The sequence below is a fragment of the Cellulosimicrobium cellulans genome (assembly GCF_042723955.1).
Lineage (GTDB): Bacteria > Actinomycetota > Actinomycetes > Actinomycetales > Cellulomonadaceae > Cellulosimicrobium > Cellulosimicrobium cellulans_H.
Genome location: NZ_JBHXIC010000009.1, coordinates 55,833 through 76,035, shown reverse-complemented (window position 1 = coordinate 76,035; position 20,203 = coordinate 55,833). Strand labels below are relative to the sequence as shown.

At 73.2% G+C, this 20,203-nt stretch carries 32 protein-coding genes and 1 pseudogene; 19 read left to right on the top strand and 14 right to left on the bottom strand.

Translation table 11 applies throughout. The features are described 5' to 3' along the window. Positions 1–212: 212 nt before the first annotated feature. The 12 genes and pseudogenes from ACFWH7_RS04650 to ACFWH7_RS04595 form a co-directional block, all read right to left on the bottom strand. Entirely contained in the window at positions 213–827 is a 615-nt protein-coding gene (locus ACFWH7_RS04650; protein ID WP_378215277.1) for a hypothetical protein, read from the bottom strand. Positions 828–1,016: 189 nt separating this feature from the next. After that, the gene (locus tag ACFWH7_RS04645; protein ID WP_378215276.1) at positions 1,017–1,442 is read right to left on the bottom strand and encodes a hypothetical protein; all 426 of its coding nucleotides are present in this window, start codon (positions 1,440–1,442) and stop codon (positions 1,017–1,019) included. Positions 1,443–1,507: 65 nt separating this feature from the next. After that, a complete protein-coding gene (locus ACFWH7_RS04640; RefSeq protein ID WP_378215275.1) occupies positions 1,508–1,987 on the bottom strand; it encodes a TadE/TadG family type IV pilus assembly protein in 480 nt (159 codons plus the stop codon). Continuing rightward, the gene (locus tag ACFWH7_RS04635) at positions 1,984–2,391 is read right to left on the bottom strand and encodes a TadE/TadG family type IV pilus assembly protein (RefSeq protein WP_378215274.1); all 408 of its coding nucleotides are present in this window, start codon (positions 2,389–2,391) and stop codon (positions 1,984–1,986) included. The genes ACFWH7_RS04640 and ACFWH7_RS04635 overlap by 4 nt, the downstream gene beginning before the upstream one ends. 1 nt (position 2,392) lies before the next feature. Beyond that, on the bottom strand, positions 2,393–2,608 hold the full coding sequence (locus ACFWH7_RS04630) for a hypothetical protein (protein WP_378215273.1): 216 nt from the start codon (positions 2,606–2,608) through the stop codon (positions 2,393–2,395). Positions 2,609–2,689: 81 nt separating this feature from the next. Then, positions 2,690–3,631: a type II secretion system F family protein gene (locus ACFWH7_RS04625; RefSeq protein ID WP_378215272.1), complete on the bottom strand. Its 942-nt coding sequence runs from the start codon at positions 3,629–3,631 to the stop codon at positions 2,690–2,692. Next, positions 3,628–4,488 carry a type II secretion system F family protein gene (locus tag ACFWH7_RS04620; RefSeq protein ID WP_378215271.1) on the bottom strand — a complete coding sequence of 287 codons (861 nt, stop codon included), beginning with the start codon at positions 4,486–4,488 and terminating at the stop codon, positions 3,628–3,630. The genes ACFWH7_RS04625 and ACFWH7_RS04620 overlap by 4 nt, the downstream gene beginning before the upstream one ends. Position 4,489: 1 nt before the next feature. Further along, positions 4,490–5,323: pseudogene (locus tag ACFWH7_RS04615) on the bottom strand (CpaF family protein); the annotation flags it as partial. Continuing rightward, the gene (locus tag ACFWH7_RS04610; RefSeq protein WP_378215270.1) at positions 5,320–6,780 is read right to left on the bottom strand and encodes a recombinase family protein; all 1,461 of its coding nucleotides are present in this window, start codon (positions 6,778–6,780) and stop codon (positions 5,320–5,322) included. The gene ACFWH7_RS04610 and the pseudogene ACFWH7_RS04615, both read right to left, overlap by 4 nt. A gap of 40 nt (positions 6,781–6,820) precedes the next feature. Then, the gene (locus tag ACFWH7_RS04605) at positions 6,821–7,390 is read right to left on the bottom strand and encodes a DUF4352 domain-containing protein (RefSeq protein WP_378215269.1); all 570 of its coding nucleotides are present in this window, start codon (positions 7,388–7,390) and stop codon (positions 6,821–6,823) included. Between the two features lie 55 nt (positions 7,391–7,445). Then, positions 7,446–7,847 (bottom strand): ImmA/IrrE family metallo-endopeptidase, encoded by a 402-nt coding sequence (locus ACFWH7_RS04600; RefSeq protein WP_378215268.1) that lies wholly within the window; start codon positions 7,845–7,847, stop codon positions 7,446–7,448. A 9-nt stretch (positions 7,848–7,856) separates the two neighbouring features. Next, positions 7,857–8,264 (bottom strand): helix-turn-helix domain-containing protein, encoded by a 408-nt coding sequence (locus tag ACFWH7_RS04595; RefSeq protein ID WP_378215267.1) that lies wholly within the window; start codon positions 8,262–8,264, stop codon positions 7,857–7,859. 177 nt (positions 8,265–8,441) lie between these two features. Here ACFWH7_RS04595 and ACFWH7_RS04590 point away from each other — a divergent pair, with 177 nt between their 5' ends. The 14 genes from ACFWH7_RS04590 to ACFWH7_RS04525 all read left to right on the top strand — a co-directional run bounded on the left by ACFWH7_RS04590 (position 8,442) and on the right by ACFWH7_RS04525 (position 13,785). Next, positions 8,442–8,681 (top strand): helix-turn-helix domain-containing protein, encoded by a 240-nt coding sequence (locus tag ACFWH7_RS04590; RefSeq protein ID WP_053371085.1) that lies wholly within the window; start codon positions 8,442–8,444, stop codon positions 8,679–8,681. Next, positions 8,678–8,878 carry a hypothetical protein gene (locus ACFWH7_RS04585; RefSeq protein ID WP_378215266.1) on the top strand — a complete coding sequence of 67 codons (201 nt, stop codon included), beginning with the start codon at positions 8,678–8,680 and terminating at the stop codon, positions 8,876–8,878. Before ACFWH7_RS04590 ends, ACFWH7_RS04585 begins: the two co-directional genes overlap by 4 nt. Positions 8,879–8,952: 74 nt before the next feature. Further along, entirely contained in the window at positions 8,953–9,123 is a 171-nt protein-coding gene (locus ACFWH7_RS04580) for a hypothetical protein (protein WP_378215265.1), read from the top strand. Continuing rightward, on the top strand, positions 9,123–9,407 hold the full coding sequence (locus ACFWH7_RS04575; RefSeq protein ID WP_378215264.1) for a hypothetical protein: 285 nt from the start codon (positions 9,123–9,125) through the stop codon (positions 9,405–9,407). The genes ACFWH7_RS04580 and ACFWH7_RS04575 overlap by 1 nt, the downstream gene beginning before the upstream one ends. Then, entirely contained in the window at positions 9,407–9,721 is a 315-nt protein-coding gene (locus tag ACFWH7_RS04570; RefSeq protein WP_378215263.1) for a hypothetical protein, read from the top strand. The genes ACFWH7_RS04575 and ACFWH7_RS04570 overlap by 1 nt, the downstream gene beginning before the upstream one ends. Beyond that, complete coding sequence (locus ACFWH7_RS04565; RefSeq protein ID WP_378215262.1) at positions 9,718–10,083, top strand: hypothetical protein; 366 nt, start codon at positions 9,718–9,720, stop codon at positions 10,081–10,083. The genes ACFWH7_RS04570 and ACFWH7_RS04565 overlap by 4 nt, the downstream gene beginning before the upstream one ends. An 11-nt stretch (positions 10,084–10,094) precedes the next feature. Continuing rightward, positions 10,095–10,511, top strand: coding sequence for a hypothetical protein (locus ACFWH7_RS04560; protein ID WP_378215261.1), 417 nt, complete (start codon positions 10,095–10,097; stop codon positions 10,509–10,511). Next, a complete protein-coding gene (locus ACFWH7_RS04555; protein WP_378215260.1) occupies positions 10,504–10,668 on the top strand; it encodes a hypothetical protein in 165 nt (54 codons plus the stop codon). Before ACFWH7_RS04560 ends, ACFWH7_RS04555 begins: the two co-directional genes overlap by 8 nt. Then, positions 10,668–10,889, top strand: coding sequence for a hypothetical protein (locus tag ACFWH7_RS04550; RefSeq protein ID WP_378215259.1), 222 nt, complete (start codon positions 10,668–10,670; stop codon positions 10,887–10,889). Before ACFWH7_RS04555 ends, ACFWH7_RS04550 begins: the two co-directional genes overlap by 1 nt. Continuing rightward, positions 10,886–11,236: a hypothetical protein gene (locus ACFWH7_RS04545; protein ID WP_378215258.1), complete on the top strand. Its 351-nt coding sequence runs from the start codon at positions 10,886–10,888 to the stop codon at positions 11,234–11,236. The genes ACFWH7_RS04550 and ACFWH7_RS04545 overlap by 4 nt, the downstream gene beginning before the upstream one ends. Before the next feature lie 137 nt (positions 11,237–11,373). Further along, the gene (locus tag ACFWH7_RS04540) at positions 11,374–11,766 is read left to right on the top strand and encodes a hypothetical protein (RefSeq protein ID WP_378215257.1); all 393 of its coding nucleotides are present in this window, start codon (positions 11,374–11,376) and stop codon (positions 11,764–11,766) included. Next, positions 11,763–12,197, top strand: coding sequence for a hypothetical protein (locus ACFWH7_RS04535; RefSeq protein ID WP_378215256.1), 435 nt, complete (start codon positions 11,763–11,765; stop codon positions 12,195–12,197). The genes ACFWH7_RS04540 and ACFWH7_RS04535 overlap by 4 nt, the downstream gene beginning before the upstream one ends. Next, positions 12,194–13,069, top strand: coding sequence for a hypothetical protein (locus ACFWH7_RS04530; protein ID WP_378215255.1), 876 nt, complete (start codon positions 12,194–12,196; stop codon positions 13,067–13,069). Before ACFWH7_RS04535 ends, ACFWH7_RS04530 begins: the two co-directional genes overlap by 4 nt. Positions 13,070–13,110: 41 nt before the next feature. Continuing rightward, positions 13,111–13,785: a hypothetical protein gene (locus tag ACFWH7_RS04525; RefSeq protein ID WP_378215254.1), complete on the top strand. Its 675-nt coding sequence runs from the start codon at positions 13,111–13,113 to the stop codon at positions 13,783–13,785. A 116-nt stretch (positions 13,786–13,901) separates the two neighbouring features. Here ACFWH7_RS04525 and ACFWH7_RS04520 read toward each other — a convergent pair whose 3' ends face one another. Then, a complete protein-coding gene (locus ACFWH7_RS04520) occupies positions 13,902–14,411 on the bottom strand; it encodes a hypothetical protein (protein WP_378215253.1) in 510 nt (169 codons plus the stop codon). A gap of 15 nt (positions 14,412–14,426) precedes the next feature. Here ACFWH7_RS04520 and ACFWH7_RS04515 point away from each other — a divergent pair, with 15 nt between their 5' ends. The 5 genes from ACFWH7_RS04515 (at position 14,427) to ACFWH7_RS04495 (ending at position 19,352) form a co-directional block, all read left to right on the top strand. Next, entirely contained in the window at positions 14,427–16,964 is a 2,538-nt protein-coding gene (locus tag ACFWH7_RS04515) for a phage/plasmid primase, P4 family (RefSeq protein ID WP_378215252.1), read from the top strand. Between the two features lie 271 nt (positions 16,965–17,235). Further along, entirely contained in the window at positions 17,236–17,700 is a 465-nt protein-coding gene (locus tag ACFWH7_RS04510) for a hypothetical protein (protein ID WP_378215250.1), read from the top strand. Positions 17,701–17,713: 13 nt separating this feature from the next. Next, a complete protein-coding gene (locus tag ACFWH7_RS04505; RefSeq protein WP_378215249.1) occupies positions 17,714–18,187 on the top strand; it encodes a hypothetical protein in 474 nt (157 codons plus the stop codon). Next, on the top strand, positions 18,184–18,600 hold the full coding sequence (locus tag ACFWH7_RS04500) for a hypothetical protein (protein WP_378215248.1): 417 nt from the start codon (positions 18,184–18,186) through the stop codon (positions 18,598–18,600). Before ACFWH7_RS04505 ends, ACFWH7_RS04500 begins: the two co-directional genes overlap by 4 nt. Further along, complete coding sequence (locus tag ACFWH7_RS04495; protein ID WP_378215247.1) at positions 18,597–19,352, top strand: ParB/RepB/Spo0J family partition protein; 756 nt, start codon at positions 18,597–18,599, stop codon at positions 19,350–19,352. Before ACFWH7_RS04500 ends, ACFWH7_RS04495 begins: the two co-directional genes overlap by 4 nt. 1 nt (position 19,353) lies before the next feature. On the opposite strand, the gene ACFWH7_RS04490 is transcribed toward ACFWH7_RS04495, so the two are convergent. Further along, entirely contained in the window at positions 19,354–20,064 is a 711-nt protein-coding gene (locus ACFWH7_RS04490; RefSeq protein ID WP_378215245.1) for a hypothetical protein, read from the bottom strand. Between the last annotated feature and the right edge of the window lie 139 nt (positions 20,065–20,203).

Below are 20,203 nucleotides of genomic sequence, written 5' to 3'. Positions count from 1 at the left end.
ACTCGGTCTGCCGAGGCTGGTCGTACGCGGCTAGGAGGTAACCCTCGACGAATGCGCGTACCTCCGCGGGACCGGAGCCGGCGGTCGCGGCGCTGTCGCCCCGCGCGAGGCCCCGCGGCGGCGGGGCGCGCGCCCGGGGCGCCGGGCCCCCGCCTGGAGTGCTCGGTCGACGGTCGGCTGGTGCCGACCGTCAGGTCACGAGGACCGGGTGCTCAGTCCTCGAAGAGGGAGAGCGTGATCGTCGAGGAGTAGGCGCCGGCGGCGACGTCCTCGGCGGTGCGGAGCGTGAGGCCCGCGTTCGCGGTCCAAGAGCCCTCGGGGTTGACCTCGGCCGAGTCGAAGGCCGACACGAGGAGGTCCTGCTCGGCGAGGCCCTCGCCACCCTCGAGCTCGGGGTCGACACCCTCGCCGGCCTCGACGAGGCCGCTCTCGCTCTCGCTGACGAGCGACGGCGCCCAGCCGAGGTTCGACGCCTCGATCGTGCCGGCGTCGCCGGTGAAGTCCGAGGCGCTGCCCACGACGTACCAGTACGCGCCCTCGGCGACCTCGGTGCGCGTGTCGGTGACGGTGACGTCGGGCAGGGTGCCCGTGAACTCACGGGTGCCCTCGACGGTCGAGTCCTGCTCGGTGAGCGAGGTCGCGTTCGAGGCGACCGAGAGGGCGAGGTTGCCCGGCTCGACGTTCGACTCGATCTCGACCGAGACGTCGACGCCCTGGTCGTCGCCCACCTGGTCTGCGGAGGCAGCGGACGCGAGGGCGACCGTGCCGATGAGCATCGCGCCGAGGGCACCCCCGGCGACGAGCTTCTTCGTTGCTCGTGCGTTCATGTTGTAGCTCTCCATCGTTGGAGTTGTTGTCGGACCGGATCACCATAGCGGCGAACCTGGGGTTTTGACAGGTCCCAACCAGAAGTGGCCATCCAAAGTTAAGAAAGTAAACAAAGGCGCGGGAGCATGCTCACGCGTCGTTGCGAACCGTCCCTTCCTGGATGCTCGTCGTCGAACAGCAACAGGTGCTCACCACGCTCTGGCACGTGACTCTGCACGCACGATGATGCCATCACTCCACGCCTGGGTCACCCAGCCGATCATCGCGGGTCGCGCCCGCGCGGCCAGACCGACCGTCGCGGTGCGCCCGTCCGCGGTCGACGCCTCGGTCACGACGACGTCGTGCAAGCCGTCGAGCGCCTCAGGATTCCGCGCGAGGTAGTCCTGGACGTCCGACCGGACCGAGGAGTCCGTGAGGGTCAGGACGCCGCTCTCGACCGGTGCGGTCGCGGCGCCCGTGTAGAACGACTCGGGCGCCATCGAGTCCGCCGCGGTGAGGGCGAGCGCGTCCGCGAGCTCGTACAGCCGCTTGCGCTCGAGGTGCACCTGCGTCGCGCTCACCACCACCGTGACCAGCAGCAGCGCGAACGCGACGAAGGCCGTGGCGAGGAGCATGATCCGACCGTCCTCCGACCCGTCCGACGGAACCCTCCGCCGCGACGGGTCGCGACCCGCGCGCGTCACGGCCGCCTCGCGGCGTACTCGTCGACGGACGCGACGTGCCGCGCCTCGACCGGGACCGCGAGAGGCACCGCTGCACGGACGAACGGCGGGACGAGCGGCAACGGCACCTCGAACTTCACCCGCGCGACCACCTCGGCCCCGGGCTCGAGACAGGGCGTGGCGGAGCACGAGATCGTCAGCGCGTCGGCACCGGGCCGAAAGCCCTGGTCGTCGAGCGCGAGCCTGACGGCCGCCTCGGCGAGCCGCGCGCCGTCGTCCGCGGACGGCGCTGTGACGAACGCCCGAGCGGCCTCTCGCGAGGCCCCCTCGACCGCGAACGTGGCCGCCTGGAGCCGCCCGGCCGTCAGCACGAGGTACATCACCGGCAGCAGCAGCACGAGCGCCACACCCAGAAACTCCACGACCGCGCTCCCCCGCTCCGCACACTGCGCGCCCCCGGTGAGCCGGGCGAGGAGCACCCGCAGCCGACGGATCACGGCGCCTCCTCGAGCGCGTGCCCGTCGACGGTCACCACACCCGCGGGACCGAGAAGGCCCACGACGGGGAGCGGCGCCGCGACCGTGACCTCGACGACCGGGAGGCCGCCGACGACCGTCTGTCGCGCCACGACGTCCTGGGCGTAGCGCGGCGAGAGCGCGGCCGTGATCAGCTCGCGCGTCCGGACGGCCCCGTCCTGCGGGCCGCGGTCGGCGCGGCCGGCGACCCGAGCGCCCTCGGCCGCGCAGTCCACCAGCGTCGCCCGCACGTGGACCGCGAGCGCCACCTGGACGACACCGAGGAACAGCACGAGCACCAGGACGGACACGAGGGTGAAGTCGACGACCGCCGACCCACGCTCGGGGTCGTTCGATGCCCTGCCGAGAGCGTCCTCGTGCGCCACCTCAGGGCGCGCCCACGCTCGAGATCGCGTTGCTGAAGGCCTGGGTCAGCGCAGGCCCGGCGACGGCCCACAACGCGATGACGAGGCCCGCCGTCATCAGGGTGATGAGCACCCACCCTGGGACGTCACCCCGCTCCGCGTCTCCGCGCACCAGCCGTCCCAGCGCCTCGCGCGCTGCTCGCCGTGCACCCTGCGTCCTGCGACCCCACACCTGCATGGCTTCCCCCTGGTTCGTCCGTCGTCGGTCATGTCGTTCTCGAGCTGTACGGGTGCCGAGCGCACCCCCGGGAGCCCCCGCTCAGAATCCGATCCGCAGCGTGGCGAGCGACGGATACACGGCGAAGACCACCGTCACGGGGAGGATGAGGAAGACGACCGGGATCATCATCGCCACCTCCTTCTTGCCTCCCGCCTCCATCAGTGCGCGGCGCCCGGACTCGCGCACGTCCTGCGCCTGGGCGCGCAGCACGTCGGCGAGCGGGGTCCCGCGCTCCACGGCGACCGCGACCCCCTCCGCGAAGCGGGTGAGGCTCGGCAGACCCGTCCGGTCGGCGAGCTGCTCGAGCGCCCGCGCGAGCGGCGTGCCGGCACGCACCGACGCCAGGGTCGCGCGCAGCTCGCTCGAGAGCTCCCCGCGGGCCGCCGTCGCGACCTGCTCGAGCGCCGCGACCGGGCCCTCGCCGGCGTTCACCGCAAGGGCGAGCAGCTCGGCGACGGTCGGGAACTCCGCGAGCATGCGCTCCTCCCGGCGTCGCACCGCGCGGGTCAGGGCGTGGTCGCAGGCGAGGATTCCTCCCACCCCGCACAGCAGCGCGAGGAGCACGAGCAGCACGACGGACGAGCCGCGCGTCGCGGCGAGGACGATCGCGAGCAACGTGCCCAGCGCCAGCCCGACGACGCCCCACACGAGCTGGCGTGCACGGAACTGCTCGACGCTCTGACGACGGCCCGCGCGCTCGATCCGACGGCGGACGTCGGCGGACGTGGAGCCGAGCCGCTCGAGCGCGCGGCCGGCGTCGGCGAGCACCGGCGCGACCAGGCGCTCGACCGTCGGGAACGGCGTCCAGGTCGGCTGGTCGCGGAGGAGCACCGACGTCCTGTCGTGGGTACGCAGGTAAGGCGCGAGACGCTCGTCGAGCCGGATCGCACGACCGCGGACACCGGCCGCGACGAGCAGCATCCCCACCCCGCCGAGCGCCCCGATCGCGGCACCCGTCAGGGACACGTCGAGCACGTTCATCGGAGCACCCTCTCCTCCTCGGGCAGGCGCCCGATCCGCAGCATGAGCTGGTACGCCGCGGCGGAGCAGGCGGCTCCGACGCCGAGGACGAGCGCCCCCGTCAGCGAGTTGTAGGCCGCCGCCGTCTCGGGCCGCGACGCCAGGAATCCGAGCACCACCCAGGGGCCCGCGACGGCGAGCCGCGCGCCGTTCACCGTCCAGGACTGGCGCGCCTCGAGCTCGCCGCGGGTCCGCGCGTCCTCCCGCAGGAACGCCGAGAGGGTGCGCAGGAGCCGCCCCAGGTCCGTCCCGCCCACGTCGCGCGTCAGGCGCAGCGACTCCACGATGCGGTCGGCCACCGGGTCCGCGAGCCGTTCCTTGAGCCGGTCCAGACAGTCCCCGAAGCGCCCCGAGGCGCGGTAGTCCACCGCGAACCGGGCGAACGGCTCCCGCAGCTCCGCCGGGCCACGCTCACCCAGCTGGCCGACGGCCTCGGGCAGCGACAGGCCCGCGCGGACACCGGAGGCGAGGTGGTCCAGCACCTCGGGCCACACGTCGCGCAGCCGCGCCCTCCGGCGTCGGGCACGGGAGCGCACGAGGAGCAGCGGCAGCGACGCGGCGATCGCCCCGAAGCACGCGGCGATCGTGACCGACCCCGCGAGGACCGTCGCGACGAGGAGGACCACGAGCCCCACGCCCGCGCTCGTCGCCACCAGGGCGCCTGGCGTCACGGAGGGCGCACCCGCCTGCACGAGGAGGTCCTGGGTGCGGGCCGCCCAGCCGTCCGCGCGGCGCTCCCGGGGCGGGCCCGGCGTCCAGAACGACCACCAGACGCAGAACAGGCCCGCACCGAGCAGGAATCCCACGACCACGCCCACGTCAGCTCGCCCCCGACCGCGCCGTGCTGGCCGAGGCGCCCGAGACGAGTGCGCGACCGGGGTGCAGCACGGCTGCCAGGTCGATCCCCGCACGCGCGAACCGGTCCGCGCCGGGCGGGAACCCGTCCGCTCGCACCAGGCGGTCTCCGGCCCGGACGAAGATCTCCGCGGCCTCCACCACGCCCTGCTCGACCCGGCCCGTGACCCCCAGGACCTCGCGCACGACCCTCCGCCCGTCGACGTCGACGCCGAGGTGGACGACGAGGTCGATCGCGGACGCGACGGTCGGCACCACGAAGCGGTCGGAGACGTTCTCGCCCGCGAGCAGCGGCAGCGTGCACATCTTGGTGATCGCCTCGCGAGCCGAGTTCGCGTGCAGGGTGCACATCCCGGGAACTCCGGCGTTCAACGCGACAAGGAGGTCGAAGCTCTCCGCCTCGCGGACCTCCCCGATGACGATCCGGTCCGGGCGCATGCGCAGCGCCTCCTTCACGAGGCGCCGCAACGGGATCTCGCCGGTCCCCTCGAGGCTCGGCTGGCGGCACTGCATGGACACGACGTCCCGCACGGCGAACCGGAGCTCGAACACCTCCTCGCAGGTGACGACGCGCTGCGTGGGCGGGACTGATCCCGCGAGGGCGTTGAGCATCGTCGTCTTGCCCGCCTGGGTGGCCCCCGCGACGAGGATGTTCAGCCCGGCACGGACCGAGGCGTCGAGGAACGCCGCCGCCTGCGGGGTGAGCGAGCCGAGCCGCACGAGGTCGTCGAGGTGCGACGCACGGACCACGTGCTTGCGGATGTTGACCGCCCACGCGGTGCGCGTGACGTCCGTTATCCCTCGTTGTGCATAGGCACCCAGACCGGTACGACGTCGGCTGTGCGGTGCTCGTAGTCGATGACGACGGTGCGGATGAGCTGCCGAAGGGTCGCGCGCTTCGTCTCGATCGGGAGCGTGTCCCAGTCCGCGAGGGCCTCGCGCGCGATCGCCGACGGGTCGTCCGGGACATGGAGCACGAGCCGCTCGGCCTCGGCGAGCCCGCGCTCGAGCTCGGCCCGTCGAGCGAGGATCTCGTCGCGGGTCGTCACGTACGCGGCCTCGGGCACGAGCCCGGACGCCAGGTGCCCGGTGAGGGCGGTGAGCTGCGCGTCGAGCGCGGTGATCTCGCGTGCGATGCGCTGGGACTCGCGGTGCGCGTTGTCGCGCCGGGCCGCGGCGCGCGGCACCTTGTTCTCGACGTCGGCGGCGACCTGGTGCAGCCAGTCCATGACGACGGGCTCGACGAAGCGCAGGCTGATGTTCCAGGGCCCGTGCCCCTCGGGCTTGCCGAGGCTGCTGCACCGGTAGCACGACCACGGCGACCGGGTGCGTCCCGTGCGGGGCCGACCTTCCTTGTCCTGCGTGAACCCGAGCATCGGCTCCCCGCACGGGCAGTGCGCGATCCCGGAGAGCAGGTAGCGACGCTTGACCTGCCGCTCCCCCGCGCGCCGCTCGCGCTCGCGCCGGTACGCCTCCCAGGTGACGACGTCGATGATGCCGTCGTGCGCGCCCGGGAGCGTCTGCCCGTGGTACGCGATGAGGCCGGCGTGGATCGGGGAGTCTAGGCACTGCGTGATCGTCGAGAAGTACCACTCCTTCGCGTGCATCGGGCGGACGCCGGACCCGTTGAACCAGTCGGCGAGGTCTCGGTTCCCGGCGCCGGCGAGGTAGCGCCGGTAGGCCTCGACGATGTACGGGGCCGTGGCGGGGTCGGGCGTGACCGCACCGTCGACCCACCGCCACCCCCAGGGCAGCTTGCCGCCGGGCGGGAGGCCGCGCGCAACCCGGGAGGTGTGGACCTCTTTCCACTGCTCGCTGATGCGCTCGGACTCGAACGCGGCGAGCTCGGTCATGACGCCGCGCGCGAACCGGCCCGCGGCGGTGGCGGTGTCGTTGGGTTCGGTGGCGGACTCGATGCGGCCGCCGGCGACGTCGACGCGGTCGGCGGCGATCGCCCAGTCCTTGCGGTTGCGGGACAGGCGGGACCAGCGCCACAGGACGATGACGTCGGCGTCGCCGCTCTCGATCATCTCCATGACGCGCTGCACGGCGGGCCGGGCCCAGGTGCGGCCGGAGACGCCGGGGTCGGACTCGACGGCGACGACCTGGTACCCGTGCCGTGCCGCGTAGTCGCGGCACGCGGTCTCCTGCAGCTCGAGGCTGATGGACTCCTCGCGGTACGTGGACTGCCGCAGGTAAGCGACCGCGCGGGGCGGGGTATCGGGGACGGGGGCGAGCGCGCGACGACGGGCCATGGTCGGCATCCTGCCCGACGCCACCGACGAGCAGCGGCCGCTACCCGATCGTCCAGAGCATCGGCTCGAGCCCGCTCGGCTGGTACTTCACCGTCGTGAGCTCTGCATCCTGGGCGACGGTGAAGACGATCCACCCGCGGATGCACTCCCCCGGCGCGATCGGGACGTCGCCCCAGCCGTAGGACGGCTCGGGGAACTGCTGGTAGCCGACGGACGAGGGTTCGAACTGCCGGTTGGCGGTGTCGACGATGTGCCAGGGGCTGCTACTGACCGAGGCGCCGGTCGAGTCCGAGTTGCAGGTCTCGACGTCGGCGGCGGTCCACTTCGTCCCTGCCGACTCGGGGGCGGGAGCGTTCGGCGCGGGGTCGGTGTCGACGGCGTACACGGTGGCGGTCCAGCCGTCGTCCATCGTCTGGGTCTGGCCGACGGCAAACGAGGCAGGCGCCTCGACCTCCTCCGCAACCGGCTCGTCCTCCTCGGGCTCTGGCTCGGGCTCAGCGGTGACGGTCTCGGTGACGGTGACCGTCACGGGGTCGGCGGGCGTGCCGGCGCAACTGGTGAGGGCGAGTGCGAGCAGGGCGACAGCGGGGAGGGCGAGACGTCGGTTCATGCCCGGATGATCCCGTAGCGCGACGCCGTTGGGCGTGCCCGTCGGGGGGTGAAGTTCAGACAGCGCGCAGGTGCCGGCGCACCGACGGCTGCCTGTAGGTGGCGCGCCAGAGCTCGACGTACGCGGGCGTCACGCCGAGCTCCTTCGCGATAGCCCCGGGGTGCTCGCCGACGAGCTGCTCGGCGTACGCGTAGTCGTCTGCCCGAATGAGCAAGTGCGCAGCGACAACGTCTGCCTCACGCTCCTGGCGCGCGTGCACAACCGGGTCGTCGGTCCAGGCGTGGTCGTGGGTGGCGTGCCCGATCTCGTGCGCGAGCGCGATGCGCTGCGTGAACCCGGTCCGGCGGCGGTCGTTCACGACGATGAGGCCGCGGGAGTACTCGCCGTTGCGGCGGCCGAGGTCGCGGAACTTCACGCCCCAGCCGCGCCGCAACGCGTAGTCGATCAGGTCCTGCATGGCCCGACCCTAGGGCTCCTGCTGTTGGTCTTCGCTGATCTGCTCGAGCGTGTCGTCCTCGTTCGCGACGGCACGCTCGTCCGGCGAGTAGGCGAGGTCGAACGGCACGACCCCCGACTGGCGCAGTTCTCGGCGCCGCTTGTCCGAGGATTTCTCGGTGGCGCCTCGCTCGAAGCGACGCGCGATCTCGGCTAGGAGCTCGGCATCGGAGGCGGCCGCGAGTCGAGGCCCGCCCTCTTCGGGGCTGAGCCACTGGGCTAGCGCCGCTTCGACGGCGCTCGTTCGGTTCATGGGGACGGTATCGCCGCGCTCCCAGTTCCCAACCGTTCGGAGGCTCACCCCGACGGCATGCGCGAGCTGGCCTTGTGTCATGCCCGCGCGTTCCCGTGCTGCGCGGATCTCGGTTCCGTTGATCACGGCTGCACTCTCCTAGGCAATCTTGGGCAACGCAACGCAGCGTAAACCGCCTTACGGACCCAAATCCAGGGCAAGAGGCGCGCAAACTCCCGCCCATCGTGGCTGGTCAGAGGGCAATTTCCGCTCATTGCCCATCTTTGCTTGACGTCGTTGCCTGTCGTTGCCTATGGTCTTCCTATGCATCAGCGATTCACCCACGGCCCGGCAGTCCGGGCGATCCGAGAGGCCCTCGGGATCAAGCACGGGGTGTTCGCGCAGGACGTCGGCATCAGCGCCGGCTACCTCACGAACATCGAGAAGGGCGCGAAGCAGCCCTCCGCCACCGTGCGGGTCGCGATCGCCAAGCGACTCGGCGTCAACGTCGACGACATCACGTACGTCGTCACCGCCGAGGCCACGAGCACGAGGGCCGCGTGATGGACACCGTCGTCGTGCCGCGCGAGGAGGCCCTCACGAGGGCCGCGGCCTGCGTCGCGGAGGGGCGGCGGGTTCGCGACTCGCTCCCCGTCGCCGAGGCAGCGCGCCGCGCGCACCACGCGGGCGGCCCGTCCATCACCGAGCTCGAGGAGCTCATCCGCGCCCAGCGCGCGCACTCCCTTCCGCGGGTCGCCTGACCCCGGACACAGCGAAGGCCGGCCCCGCGCCAACGAGAACCGGCCTTCACCTACATGAACAGGAGCAGTGTCCCATGAAGCACCCCATCAACTCCCGCGGCCGCCGCATCGCCGTCGTGCCCGCCGCGCCGCGCCCGACCGGTCGCCCGCGCCTGGCGGACTACGACCGCGGCGGTGTGGTCGACCTCGCGTCGTACTACGTCGACCTGGACGCCTGGTACGCGACCGAGCTGGCGATCGCCTGATGCACGCCGCCGACCACATCGAGCCGTGGCGCGCGGGCAGGTCGTCCGCCGCCGCCACGCCGTACACGCCGCGCCACCGTTCCGACGCGCCGCTCACCGGGCACCAGGCCGCTCGCGAGCAGATCGCGAGGATCCGGCTGCGCAACGGGCAGCCCGTCCGCTCGAACGCCCGTCACGCGATCTACCGCGCCGGCTTCGTCGGCCCGGTTCTGTTCACCCTGTCGCACCCGGACGACCGGCTCCCGCTCGGCCTCGCCGCGACGACCGGACAGGAGGCCGCGTGATGACGACGCAGCCGAGCCACCGTCCCGCCGTCGCGCCCGTGCCGGACCTCGTGTTCGCGGAGAACGGCGCGACCGCGATCGCCCCGCCGCCGCAGGCCCGCCGCAGCTTCTCCCAGGCCGGCCTCATGTCCGTCCAGCTCGACCCCGCGCTGCGCGCCGAGTTCGGTGCCGGGGCGCGCCGGGCGGACGCCGCCGAGCACGCCGCCCGGGCGCTCGCCGCGTACGTCCGCGCCGTCGAGCTCGGCCAGGACATCAACTCCCACTACGAGGCCGCGGTCGCCGCCGCGCACGCCTGGACGGGGGTCGACCAGTGACCACCGCAGTGACTCGCGGCGCCGACGCGCTCGTGCGTGCGCAGGCCGCTCGCCTGGACGGGTTCGCGACGCGCCTGGACGACCTCGAGCCGGACGACCAGCTGGCCGCGCACGACGACGCGCTCGCCGTGCTCACCGCTGCCCTGACCGACCCTGGCGACCCGGACGCGCTCGGTCGACTGTTCCGCCGGCACCTCGGGTTCAACGTCGTCGGGGTCGACGTGGGTCCGGACGGCCGCGACCGGCCGAGCGGGTGGAAGTGCACGTGCGGGCACGAGCTCGGACGGATCGACGTGGTGTCCGCGTACTCCGGCCACGTCGCCGACGCCGTCAGGGCCGAGGTCCTCGGGGGCGAGTCGTGATGCGCGGCGGGATGAGCGACTACTCGCTCGGGCTCGCGCAGGACCGGTGGGACGACCCGTTGTGCGATCGGTGCGGCGACCTCGTCGACAGCCTGTCCGCCGACGGCCTGTGTGACGCGTGCGTCCTCGCGACGCAGTGCAACTGGTGCGGGACCGTCACCAGCGACCTGGACGGCCGGGGTCTGTGCGCGGCGTGCGTCGACGAGGACCTCGACGCCGTCGCGGGCGCACCGACCCCGGCCGGGGTCGCCGTCGTGCTCGCCACCGTCGTCGCCCTCCTCGTCGCCGGCGTGCTCGTCGCGTGGCAGGCGCGCCCGTTCGACGGCGCTCACCTCATCCTCGCGCCCGGGCTGATCCTCGCCGGGGCCGGCCTGCTCGCCCGGTTCGTGTGGGTGCAGCACCACCGCGGGGAGGTGCGCCGTGGCTGACCGCCCCTGCACCTACGGGTGGCCCGCGTGCGGGCGCACCCCGACGCGCCGGTACATGAACGCGCACCTGTGCGCCGAGCACGCCCCGCGCGTGCCGCGCCCGCCGGTCGGCACGACGGCCGCCGAGCTGCGCGTGACCCCGAGGAGGGCCGCCTGATGGCCGCCGTCGACCTCGACGAGTACGTGCACCTCACCAAGGGCGGTGTCTGGCCACCTCTCGCGGCACGCCGCCTCGGCGTGACGCTCTCCGGCGTCGAGAAGGCCGCACGCCGCCAGGGGCGGGACGACCTCGCACGCGAGGTCACCGCCGTCATCAGCCACGAGCGCCGCCAGTCCGGGTACTGGACCGCGCAGACCCAGCGGAGGAACGCAGCATGACCGACACGACGAAGGACGACCTCGACGTCGTCCAGCTCGAGCAGCTCGTGCTCGAGGACACGAAGCTCGCCGAGGACGAGGAGCGCATCAAGGCGCGCCGCGCGACGATTCGCTCCGTCCTCGCCCGCCACCTCGACACCGGGACGACCGACCTCGCGGATCACAAGGTGATCGTGTCGACGCCGGCGCGTCTGGACGCGAAGGCGCTCGGTGAGGCCTTCCCGGTCGCGCAGCACCCGGAGCTGTACAAGCCGGCGCTCGACACGACGGCGGTGCGGCACCACCTGTCCCCCGCGGTGCTCGAGCAGTACACGCGGGCCGGGTCGACGACGGTCACGATCCGATGAGGTGCGGTGACTGCGGGATCGCGATGATCGCCCGTCGTCCTGGCCACCCTGTCCCGGACGGGTTCCGGCCGCACATGGCCCGCGGGCTGTGCACGCGCTGCTACCACCAGCGCAAGAGGGCGGGCACGCTCGGGAAGGTGCCGCTCACACGCGGCCTCGAGACCACCCCCATCGTCACGGCGGGGTCGTGCCGGGCGTGCGGGAAGGCCACCTACCCGCACGGCACCGCGCCCGCGGCCCGCCCGGCCGGCGCCGTGCAGGCGGGCGCCCGCGGGATGTGCGGTGCCTGCTACCAGCGCGCCGGGGCGAACGGGACGCTTGCGACCGTCCCGGTCGACGGCGTGCTCGCCGGCATGGACCAGGCGCAGCGCACCGCGGAGTCCCTCGCGCTCCTCCCGCTCGACGGCCCGACCCGCCGAAGCGCGGCCCTGCAGGTGTGCGGGCACGCGACCGGCGTCGACGACGCGCGCGACCTGCTGACGCAGCTGGGCCTGCTCGACGTGCCCGCTCTGCTCCGGGAGGCGTCGTGACCGCGCTCGACGCCCTCGAGCGCGCCTACGCGTTCCAGACCCTCGTCGCCGCGGCCCGCCTCGAGCACGCGGACCCCGACGAGCACGACGCCGAGCCGGACGGCCCGGAGCCGGGCGGCGACCCGGGCCCCATGCCCACCCCCACCGACCACGAGGAGACGCACGTGAGCGAGGAGTACACGCCGACCGTCGAGGAGGCGGGCGAGACGTACGGCATCGGGTGGTTCGCCGACGACGAGCGGCCGAACCGTGGCACGGACCCGATCAGCGAGTGGGTGCGGTTCGTCGAGTCCGTGCGCGCCGCCGCGCGCAAGCGGATCGCCATGGCCATCGAGGGGCTCCCGACGACGTGGCCCACCGGCGTCAAGCACAGCGCCGCCTGGATGCGCCTCGAGGCCGCCGACGTCGCACGACACGGAGCGGTCGCGTGACCGCCCCCGCCCCGATCGCGCCCGTCGCCCACAACCCGGCCGCGTTCGAGTACTCCACGCTCCCCCCGCGCACGCAGACGTTCGACGGCACCCCCGTCGACGTCGCCGCCGGGCAGCTGCGCGGCGTCATCGAGCACGCCATCACCCACTCGCCCCGGTCCCTGCAGAAGCGCATCGGGCCGTCCGAGATCGGCACCCCCTGCGACCACTGCCTCGCCGCGAAGCTCGCCGGCTGGGACCAGACCGACAGTGGGGTCGCGTGGCTCCCGTTCGTCGGCACCGCAGTGCACGCCGAGCTCGAGCGGCTCCTCACCGACCACGAGATCAACCGGAACGCGCTGCACACGACCGGGACGCGGTGGCTGTGCGAGCACCGCGTCACCGTCGGCCAGATCGGCGGCGTCGACATCACCGGGTCCACGGACCTGTTCGACACCGCCGCCGGCACGACCTTCGACTGGAAGATCGTCGGCGAGTCCACGCTCCGCAAGGCGCGCGCACACGGCCCCTCCGCGACGTACCGAGTGCAGGCGCACCTGTACGGGCGCGGCTGGGTCGCCGCCGGGCACGACGTGCGCACGGTCGCGATCTGGTACCTGCCGCGGAACGACGCGAACGGCATCGACCGCGGGCACCTGTGGTCCGAGCCGTACGACGAGCAGATCGCCCTCGACGCCCTCGACCGCGCCAACCGCCTGCACGCGAACCTCGCCGCGCTGGAGTCGATCTCGACCGCGGCCCGGGACGCGTGGATCACGAAGCTGCCCCGCGCCACCGGCTGCTGGGACTGCTCGCGCTACCCCGACGGGCACGGGCTCACGAAGCCCGGGCACCGGCCCCCGGCGGACACCCTTGCCGGCCTCATCCCCTGAACCACCCACGCCACCACGGCACGACACACCCGGAGAAGAAGATGACCACGACCCCGAACGCCAACGACGTCCTCATGGGCGGCGGCGGTGCCCCGTCCGCGAAGTTCGCCAACCCCGGCGACAGCATCCGCGGCCGCATCGTCGCCCCACCGCAGGCCTACCAGGAGCGCGACTACGTCAAGGACAAGCCGGGCGGCGGCGACCTCAAGTTCTACCCGTCCGGCGACCCGATCATGTCCGTCTACGTCGACGTCCAGACCGACCTGCACGACCCGTCCATCGAGGACGACGACGGCACCCGCCGCGTCTACATCGAGGGCCGCTACCTCAAGGCCGACGTCCGCAACGCCGTCCGCGCCGCCGGGGCGTCCGGGCTCGAGGTCGGCGGGACGCTCGAGCTGACGTTCACGCACCGCGAGGACCCCGACGACAAGCGGTCCCGGAAGTTCTGGCAGGCGAAGTACGTGCCCGCCGGGAACGCCGCACTCATGGCACCGGAGGTCGGCGGGCAGCCCACCGCCCCGGCCACGCCCCCGCCGTCCGCTCCGGCCGCGCAGCCGGCCTCCGCACCCGCCCCTGCCCCGGCCGCGCCGTCGGGTGAGGATGCCGCGGCGAAGGCCCGGCAGCTCATCGCGCTCGGCATCGACGACGCCACGATCGCGGGCGCCACCGGCCTCGGGGCCGACGTCGTCGCGATCCTGCGCAACGCCGCCTGACCGGCGGCACCCCGCCCACGCAGGCGTGCAGCCCGTTCGAGACGGGCGCGGGGACCACGCACCAGCACCACCACGACGACGTCAGGAGCACCAGTGCCGAACCGGCAGCGCGACCACTACAGCAACGCGGTCGTCCACTCCATCAGCTCTCCGTCCGGGGAGCGCCGCCAGTGCACGGTGACGCTGTCCGGAGACGCACCCATCGCGCGGAAGATCGACACCTTCGCGCTCGCCCGTGGATCCAGCCGGTCCCACGAGGTCGGCTCCGCGCGGGCCGGGTCGACGTCGAACGAGAGCGAGACGTCGAACGCCGGTTCGGTCCCACCGTTCACCAGCACGAAGGCGTACTTGCCGGCGCTCCGGACCGACCACGGCGACACGTACGGCGCGCCGCGCGCAGGCGCTGCGCGCGGCGCCGATGCGGGGGCAGCCGGAACAGGTCGCTCCATGAGCTCGACCTGGCGACGCATGAACTCGACCTGCGCCTCCGCCGCGTCCGCCTGCCGCTCCGAGGCGTCGCGCTGCCCCCGTGAGTACGCGACCGCGACGATCGCGACGATCACGGACCCGAGCGATATCACCCCGGCCCCGACCGCGACCCAGACGGCCGCCCAGTTGGCATCCATGGCCGGAGGCTACCGATGACCACCAACATCCTCGACGCCGCGCTCGAGCTCCACGCCGCCGGCTACTCCGTCCTCCCGATCCGCGCCGACGGCTCCAAGGCGCCCGCCGTCACCTGGAAGCCGTACATCACGCAGCGCGCGGACGAGGCGCAGGTGCGCGCCTGGTTCGACGGCACCGACCACGGGCTCGCCGTCGTCCAAGGCGCCGTCTCCGGCCGCGCCGAGCTCGTCGAGCTCGAGGGCCGCGCCGTCGAGCACCTGCCCGACCTCGCCCAGCTCGCGAAGGACACCGGGCTCGGCGACCTCTGGGCCCGGCTCGGCAACGGGTGGGTCGAACGCTCCCCCTCCGGCGGCTTCCACTGGCACTACCGCCTCACCGACGACGACACCGTGCCCGGCAACACGAAGCTCGCGCGGCGCCCGTCCACGCCCGAGGAGCTCGCGGCGGCCCCGGGTGCGCGCGTGCAGGTGCTCGCCGAGACGCGCGGCGAGGGCGGGTATGTCGTCGTCGCGCCGACGCCCCGCACGCACCACCCTTCCGGGCAGCCCTGGGTGCGGCTCGTCGGCGGCCCCACCACCGCCCCGGTCCTCACCCGCGACGAGCGCGACGCCTTCCACGCCCTCCTGCGCACCCTCGACGCCCAGGACCCCACCGCCGAGACCACGGCGAGCGCGCCCGTCGCCCCGCACGACCCCACCGCCGGCATCACCCCCGGCGACGACTACGAGAACAAGACGGACTGGGCCGACATCCTCGCCCCCCACGGGTGGACGCTCGCCACCGTGCGTGGGCGCACCCGCCTGTGGACCCGCCCCGGCAAGACCCACGGGTTCTCAGCGTCCACCGGGCACGCCGACGACCGCGACCGCCTCTACGTCTTCACCTCCAGCACCGAGTTCGAGCAGGAGGTGCCGTACACGAAGCTCGGCGCGCTCGCCGTCCTCGAGCACGGCGGGGACCACGCCGCCGCCGCCAAGGCCCTGCACGACCGCGGGTTCGGGCAGCGCGCCACCGCGCCGCGCGAGCGCGCGCTCCCGGACGGCCCACCCCCGGGCGGGGACCTCGCCGGCCTTATCGCGCCCACCGACGGTGCCACCGCCCTCGCGCCCACCCCGGCCCCGGCGGTGCGCCCCGTGCTGCACGTCGTCGAGCCCACCAGCTACACCGAGACCGATGACGGCAACGCCCTGCGCCTCGTCGACGCCCACCACCCCACCATCCGGTACGTCCCCCAACGCAACGCCTGGGTCACGTGGGACGGCGCCCGGTGGCGGTGGGACGACGCCGGACACGTCACCGAGCTCGCCCGCACCATCGCGCGCGACCTGCCCGACGACGACAAGCAGGCCGACCGTCACAGGCGCGCCTCCCTGTCCAAGCGCGGCATCGAGTCCATGGTCGCCCTCGCCCGCTCCGACCGACGCACCGTCACCCACCTGCGCGACCTCGACGCCCGCCCCTACGAGCTCAACACCCCCGCCGGCGTCATCAACCTCCGCACCGGCACCCTCACCCCACCCGACCCCGCCGCCCTGCACACCCGCACCACCACCGTCGCCCCCGACATGAACGCACCCCACCCCCGGTGGGACGGCTTCCTCGCCGACACGTTCGCCGGCGACCCCACCATGACCACGTATGTGCAGCGCCTCCTCGGCGTCTCCCTCGTCGGGCTCGTCCTCGAGCAGCTCCTCCCGTTCGCGCACGGCGTCGGCGCGAACGGCAAGACGACCCTCGCCGGGACCGTGCAGCGCATCGTCGGCGTCGGCGACGACGGGTACTCCCTCAACGCCCCCGCCGAGCTGCTCCTCGCCACCCGCAACGCCGCCCACCCCACCGAGATCGCGCGCCTCGCCGGCGCCCGCCTCGTGTTCACGTCCGAGCTCGAGGACGGGCAGGCGTTCGCCGAGGCCAAGGTCAAGATGCTCACCGGCAAGGACACGATCAGCGGCCGGTTCATGGGCAAGGACTGGTTCTCATTCACGCCCACGCACTCCCTGTGGCTGCTCGCGAACCACCAGCCCGCCGTCCGCTCCGGCGGGCCCGCGTTCTGGCGCCGTGTCCGCATGCTCGGGTTCGAGCACACCGTCCCGAAGGAGCAGCGCGTCGCCGACCTCGAGGACCGCCTCGTCGACGACGAGGGCCCCGCGATCCTCGCGTGGCTCGTGCGCGGCGCCGCCGAGTACTTCGCGCGCGGCCTCGACACGCCGGCGTCCGTGCTCGCCGCCACCGACGCGTACGAGCGCGACACCGACACCGTGTCCCGGTTCGTCGAGGACCGGTGTGAGACCGGCGACCCGAACGCCCAGCACCTGCAGGCCAAGGTTGCCGCCGTCCGCGCCGCCTACGAGCAGTGGTGCCGCGTTGAGGACGAGACCCCCGTCACCGCGAAGACGTTCACGCAGCAGCTCGCCGCGAAGTTCGGCGTCCGCTCCGCCCGGTCGAACACGGCCCGCTACTACTCCGGGATCCGCGTGACGGATGTGTCACCCGACGACGACGCACCCGTCACCGGCCAGGGCGCCCTCGATGACCAGGAGGGCTGGTCATGACGCATCGGCCCCGAACGTCAGAACGAGTGACACATCACCTGTCACGCGTGACACATGCCCGCGCGGAACTGTCACCGCCCAACCATGACGCGACCCTCCGTGCGTCGTCGCAGGTCGTGACACATGTGACACGTGTTCCCGACTTGTCCGGGAACACGTCAGTGACACATGTGACAGGTGTTCTCAGTTCATCCACTAGACGCGCGCACGCGCGCCCCCACGCATCGGTCACCGACATGTCCGCACGTGTCACCTGTCACCGGGAGGCATCGTGACCGTCCCCTTCGACCTCCCCGACGACGCCACCCAGACCGCCCAGCACGACGCCTCCACGCCCCCGTGGCTCGCCGCGTACGCCACCCGGTCCGGAGACGACCCCCGCCTCGTCGGCACCCGCGCGATCCCCCGCACCTGCCCATGCGGACGCCTCGTCCTCGTCGGATACGACGCACCCGTCATCGCCGGCCTCGCCACCGTCGACCCCTACACCGCCACCCCGCAGCTCGAAGCCGCCGCCGTCATCCTCGCCACCCCCACCTACCAGCTCTGGGGCGACCCCGGCCGGTACCAGCTCACCCCACGCCACATCCCCGGCGTGCGCACCATCGGCACCAAGCGCCCCGCCAGCGACGTCCTCGTCGTCCTCGCCCACACCTGCCACCGACCACCCCTGGCCACCACGCCCCTGCCCGCACCCCACCGGCCCGCCCGCCCGGGCGACATCGCCCCGTTCTGAGAGGACCCGCAGCATGGTCAACCGCCCCAAGCAGATCGGCACCGCCGCCGAAACCGCCGTCGTCCGCACCGCACGCACACGCGGCTTCCCCCACGCCGACCGACTCACCCTCACCGGCAACAAGGACCGCGGCGACATCGGCCTCTGCCCCGGCGTCATCCTCGAGATCAAGGGCGGCGAGAAGGCCCGCGCCGCCTCCGACCTCGACATCGAACGCTGGCTCGACGAAACCAACCGCGAAGCCCTCCACGCGAACGCCGACGTCGCCTTCCTCGTCACACAGCGCCGCGGCGTCGGCGCCCCCAACGCCCACAGGTGGTGGGCCTGGTGGCGCCTCAGCTGGCTCGAGCACCTCCGCGGCCACGAGACCGACACCGACGACCCCGACAGCTCCGCACCCGTCCGCATGCTCCTCGACGACGCCCTCACCATCATCCGCACCGCCGGCTACGGCCAGCCCCTCACCAACCAGGAGCACGCAGCATGACCCACCACCCCGACTGGTTCGTCCAGTACGACCGCATCCTCAACACCGAAACCCTCGTCACCGCCATCGCCAACCACCTCGGCATCACGACGAGCAACACGAGCACCACGAGCACGACCAGCCAGCCGGAAGCGGAAGCGCTTGCTTCGGTGCCCGTGTACGCGCGCGGGGGCGACGGGCGGGCCGAGCGCGCCGAGGCGGTCCTGTCGGCCGTGGAGGCGATCAAGGAGACGGGTGGCGCGGTCGAGGTCGCGGGGGTGCGGATCGAGCCGTGCGACGCGTACGGCGTGACGGCGACGACGCGTGAGCGCGACGAGCTCGCTGCGACGATCGCGCGCGTGCGGCGCGTGATCGCGCCCTGGTCGCATCGGGCCGCCAGCCGCATCCGTGCCGCGCTCGGGGAGGCGTCGTGACGGCGATCCCGGTGGACCAGATCCACCCCAGTCCCGCCAACGTCCGCACCGACCTCGGCAACCTCGACGAGCTCGCCGCCTCCCTGCGCGCCGTCGGGCTCCTGCAGCCCCTCGTCGTCACGAAGCGGCCCCAGGGCGGGTGGACGATCGTCGACGGGCACCGCCGCTACCAGGCCGCCCTGCGGGCCGGTGTGCGCGGGCTCCCGTGCGTCGCGATCCGTGACCGGGACGACGGCGCCAACACGGCAGTCATGCTCGCCGCCGCCATGCACAAGCAGCTGACCGTGCTCGAGCAGGCCGACGCGTTCGCACGCCTCCGCCGGCGCGGCATGTCCCCCGCCACGATCGCCGCCCGCACCGGCTACTCCGCGGCGACGGTCCGGGCCAGACTCGCCCTGCTCGAGCTCCCGGCGGAGGCCCGCGCCATGGTCGAGACCGGGGAGCTGTCGACGACGGACGCGACGGCGCTGGCCCGGCAGGTCCGCCGCACCGGCGCCGGCACGGCCCGGACGGTGCAGCGGCGTGCTGGGTGGCTCACCACGGCGCACCCGCTCGCCGACGCCGTCCGTCGCGCCTGCACGCACGCAGAGGGGCGCGTGGTCGTGGGCGGTGTCGGGTGCGGGCAGTGCTGGGAGGACGCGATCCGTGGGGACGAGCTGGTGCGTCGCGCGGTTGGGCGGGCACAACCCGGACCAGCGGGCCTGGAGATGCAGGTTGCGGGCGCGAACCCGGACGACGGTGGGGCCGCGTGAACTACGACTCGGAGCCGACCTCGCGAAGGACCTCCCACGACCGTCGACCCATCGACGTCATCGACCAGAGCTGGTTCTGCCCACTCTTCACGTCCGCGAACGTCGGGTCCTCGCGAGGACGCTCGCGGATCAACCCTTCCCGCTCGAGACCTGCAAGTAGCCGTGGCAGCGCGTCTCGCCACCCGTCGTCCAGGTACGCCGCAATGTTGAGTTCCGTCTGTCGGCCCGGCCCGTCGGCCATCACCTGCAACACACGTACATGCGGCGGCGTGAGACTGGCGAGCGCCTCGATCACCATCCGGCTCTCTTCCAGCTTCGTGCCGTCAGCGAGAAGGCCGTTCGCGAGCGCTCGGCCCATGGCGATCACGGCCTCGGGGACGCGGGATTGGGCAGCGCGCTCGGCGGTGTCGAACGCGAGCTCCTGCGTCTCCTCGGATGCTGCGATCGCGTCGGCAAGGGTCTCTTCAGAGCCCGCCGCCTCGGTCGCTGCAGCGAGCATCGACCCGACGCGGCGAAGGCGGACACCGAAGAGTTCCCGCGCCGACGCGTCCAGAGCGCGGGCGGCGAACGGGGCGATCGCTGTGAGGAGTGCATGCGAGGGTGCGGCGCCGAAAGCCAGCGCAAGCGCGCCCTGCGTCAGCATCTCCGCGCCGACACCGCGCGTCTCGAGGGCTACTGGCTCGTCGTCGTGCTCGCGGGCGTCCTCATCCATGCGCGGATGTTCCCACGTCGGCGAGGTCGGGGCGCGGCCGCGCCGTCGTCCGCCGCCGTGACGTGTCCGGATGTCCCGACATGAGCCCGAGCCGGATATCCCGACATCTAACCGCCCACCTGGACGAACACGCATCAAG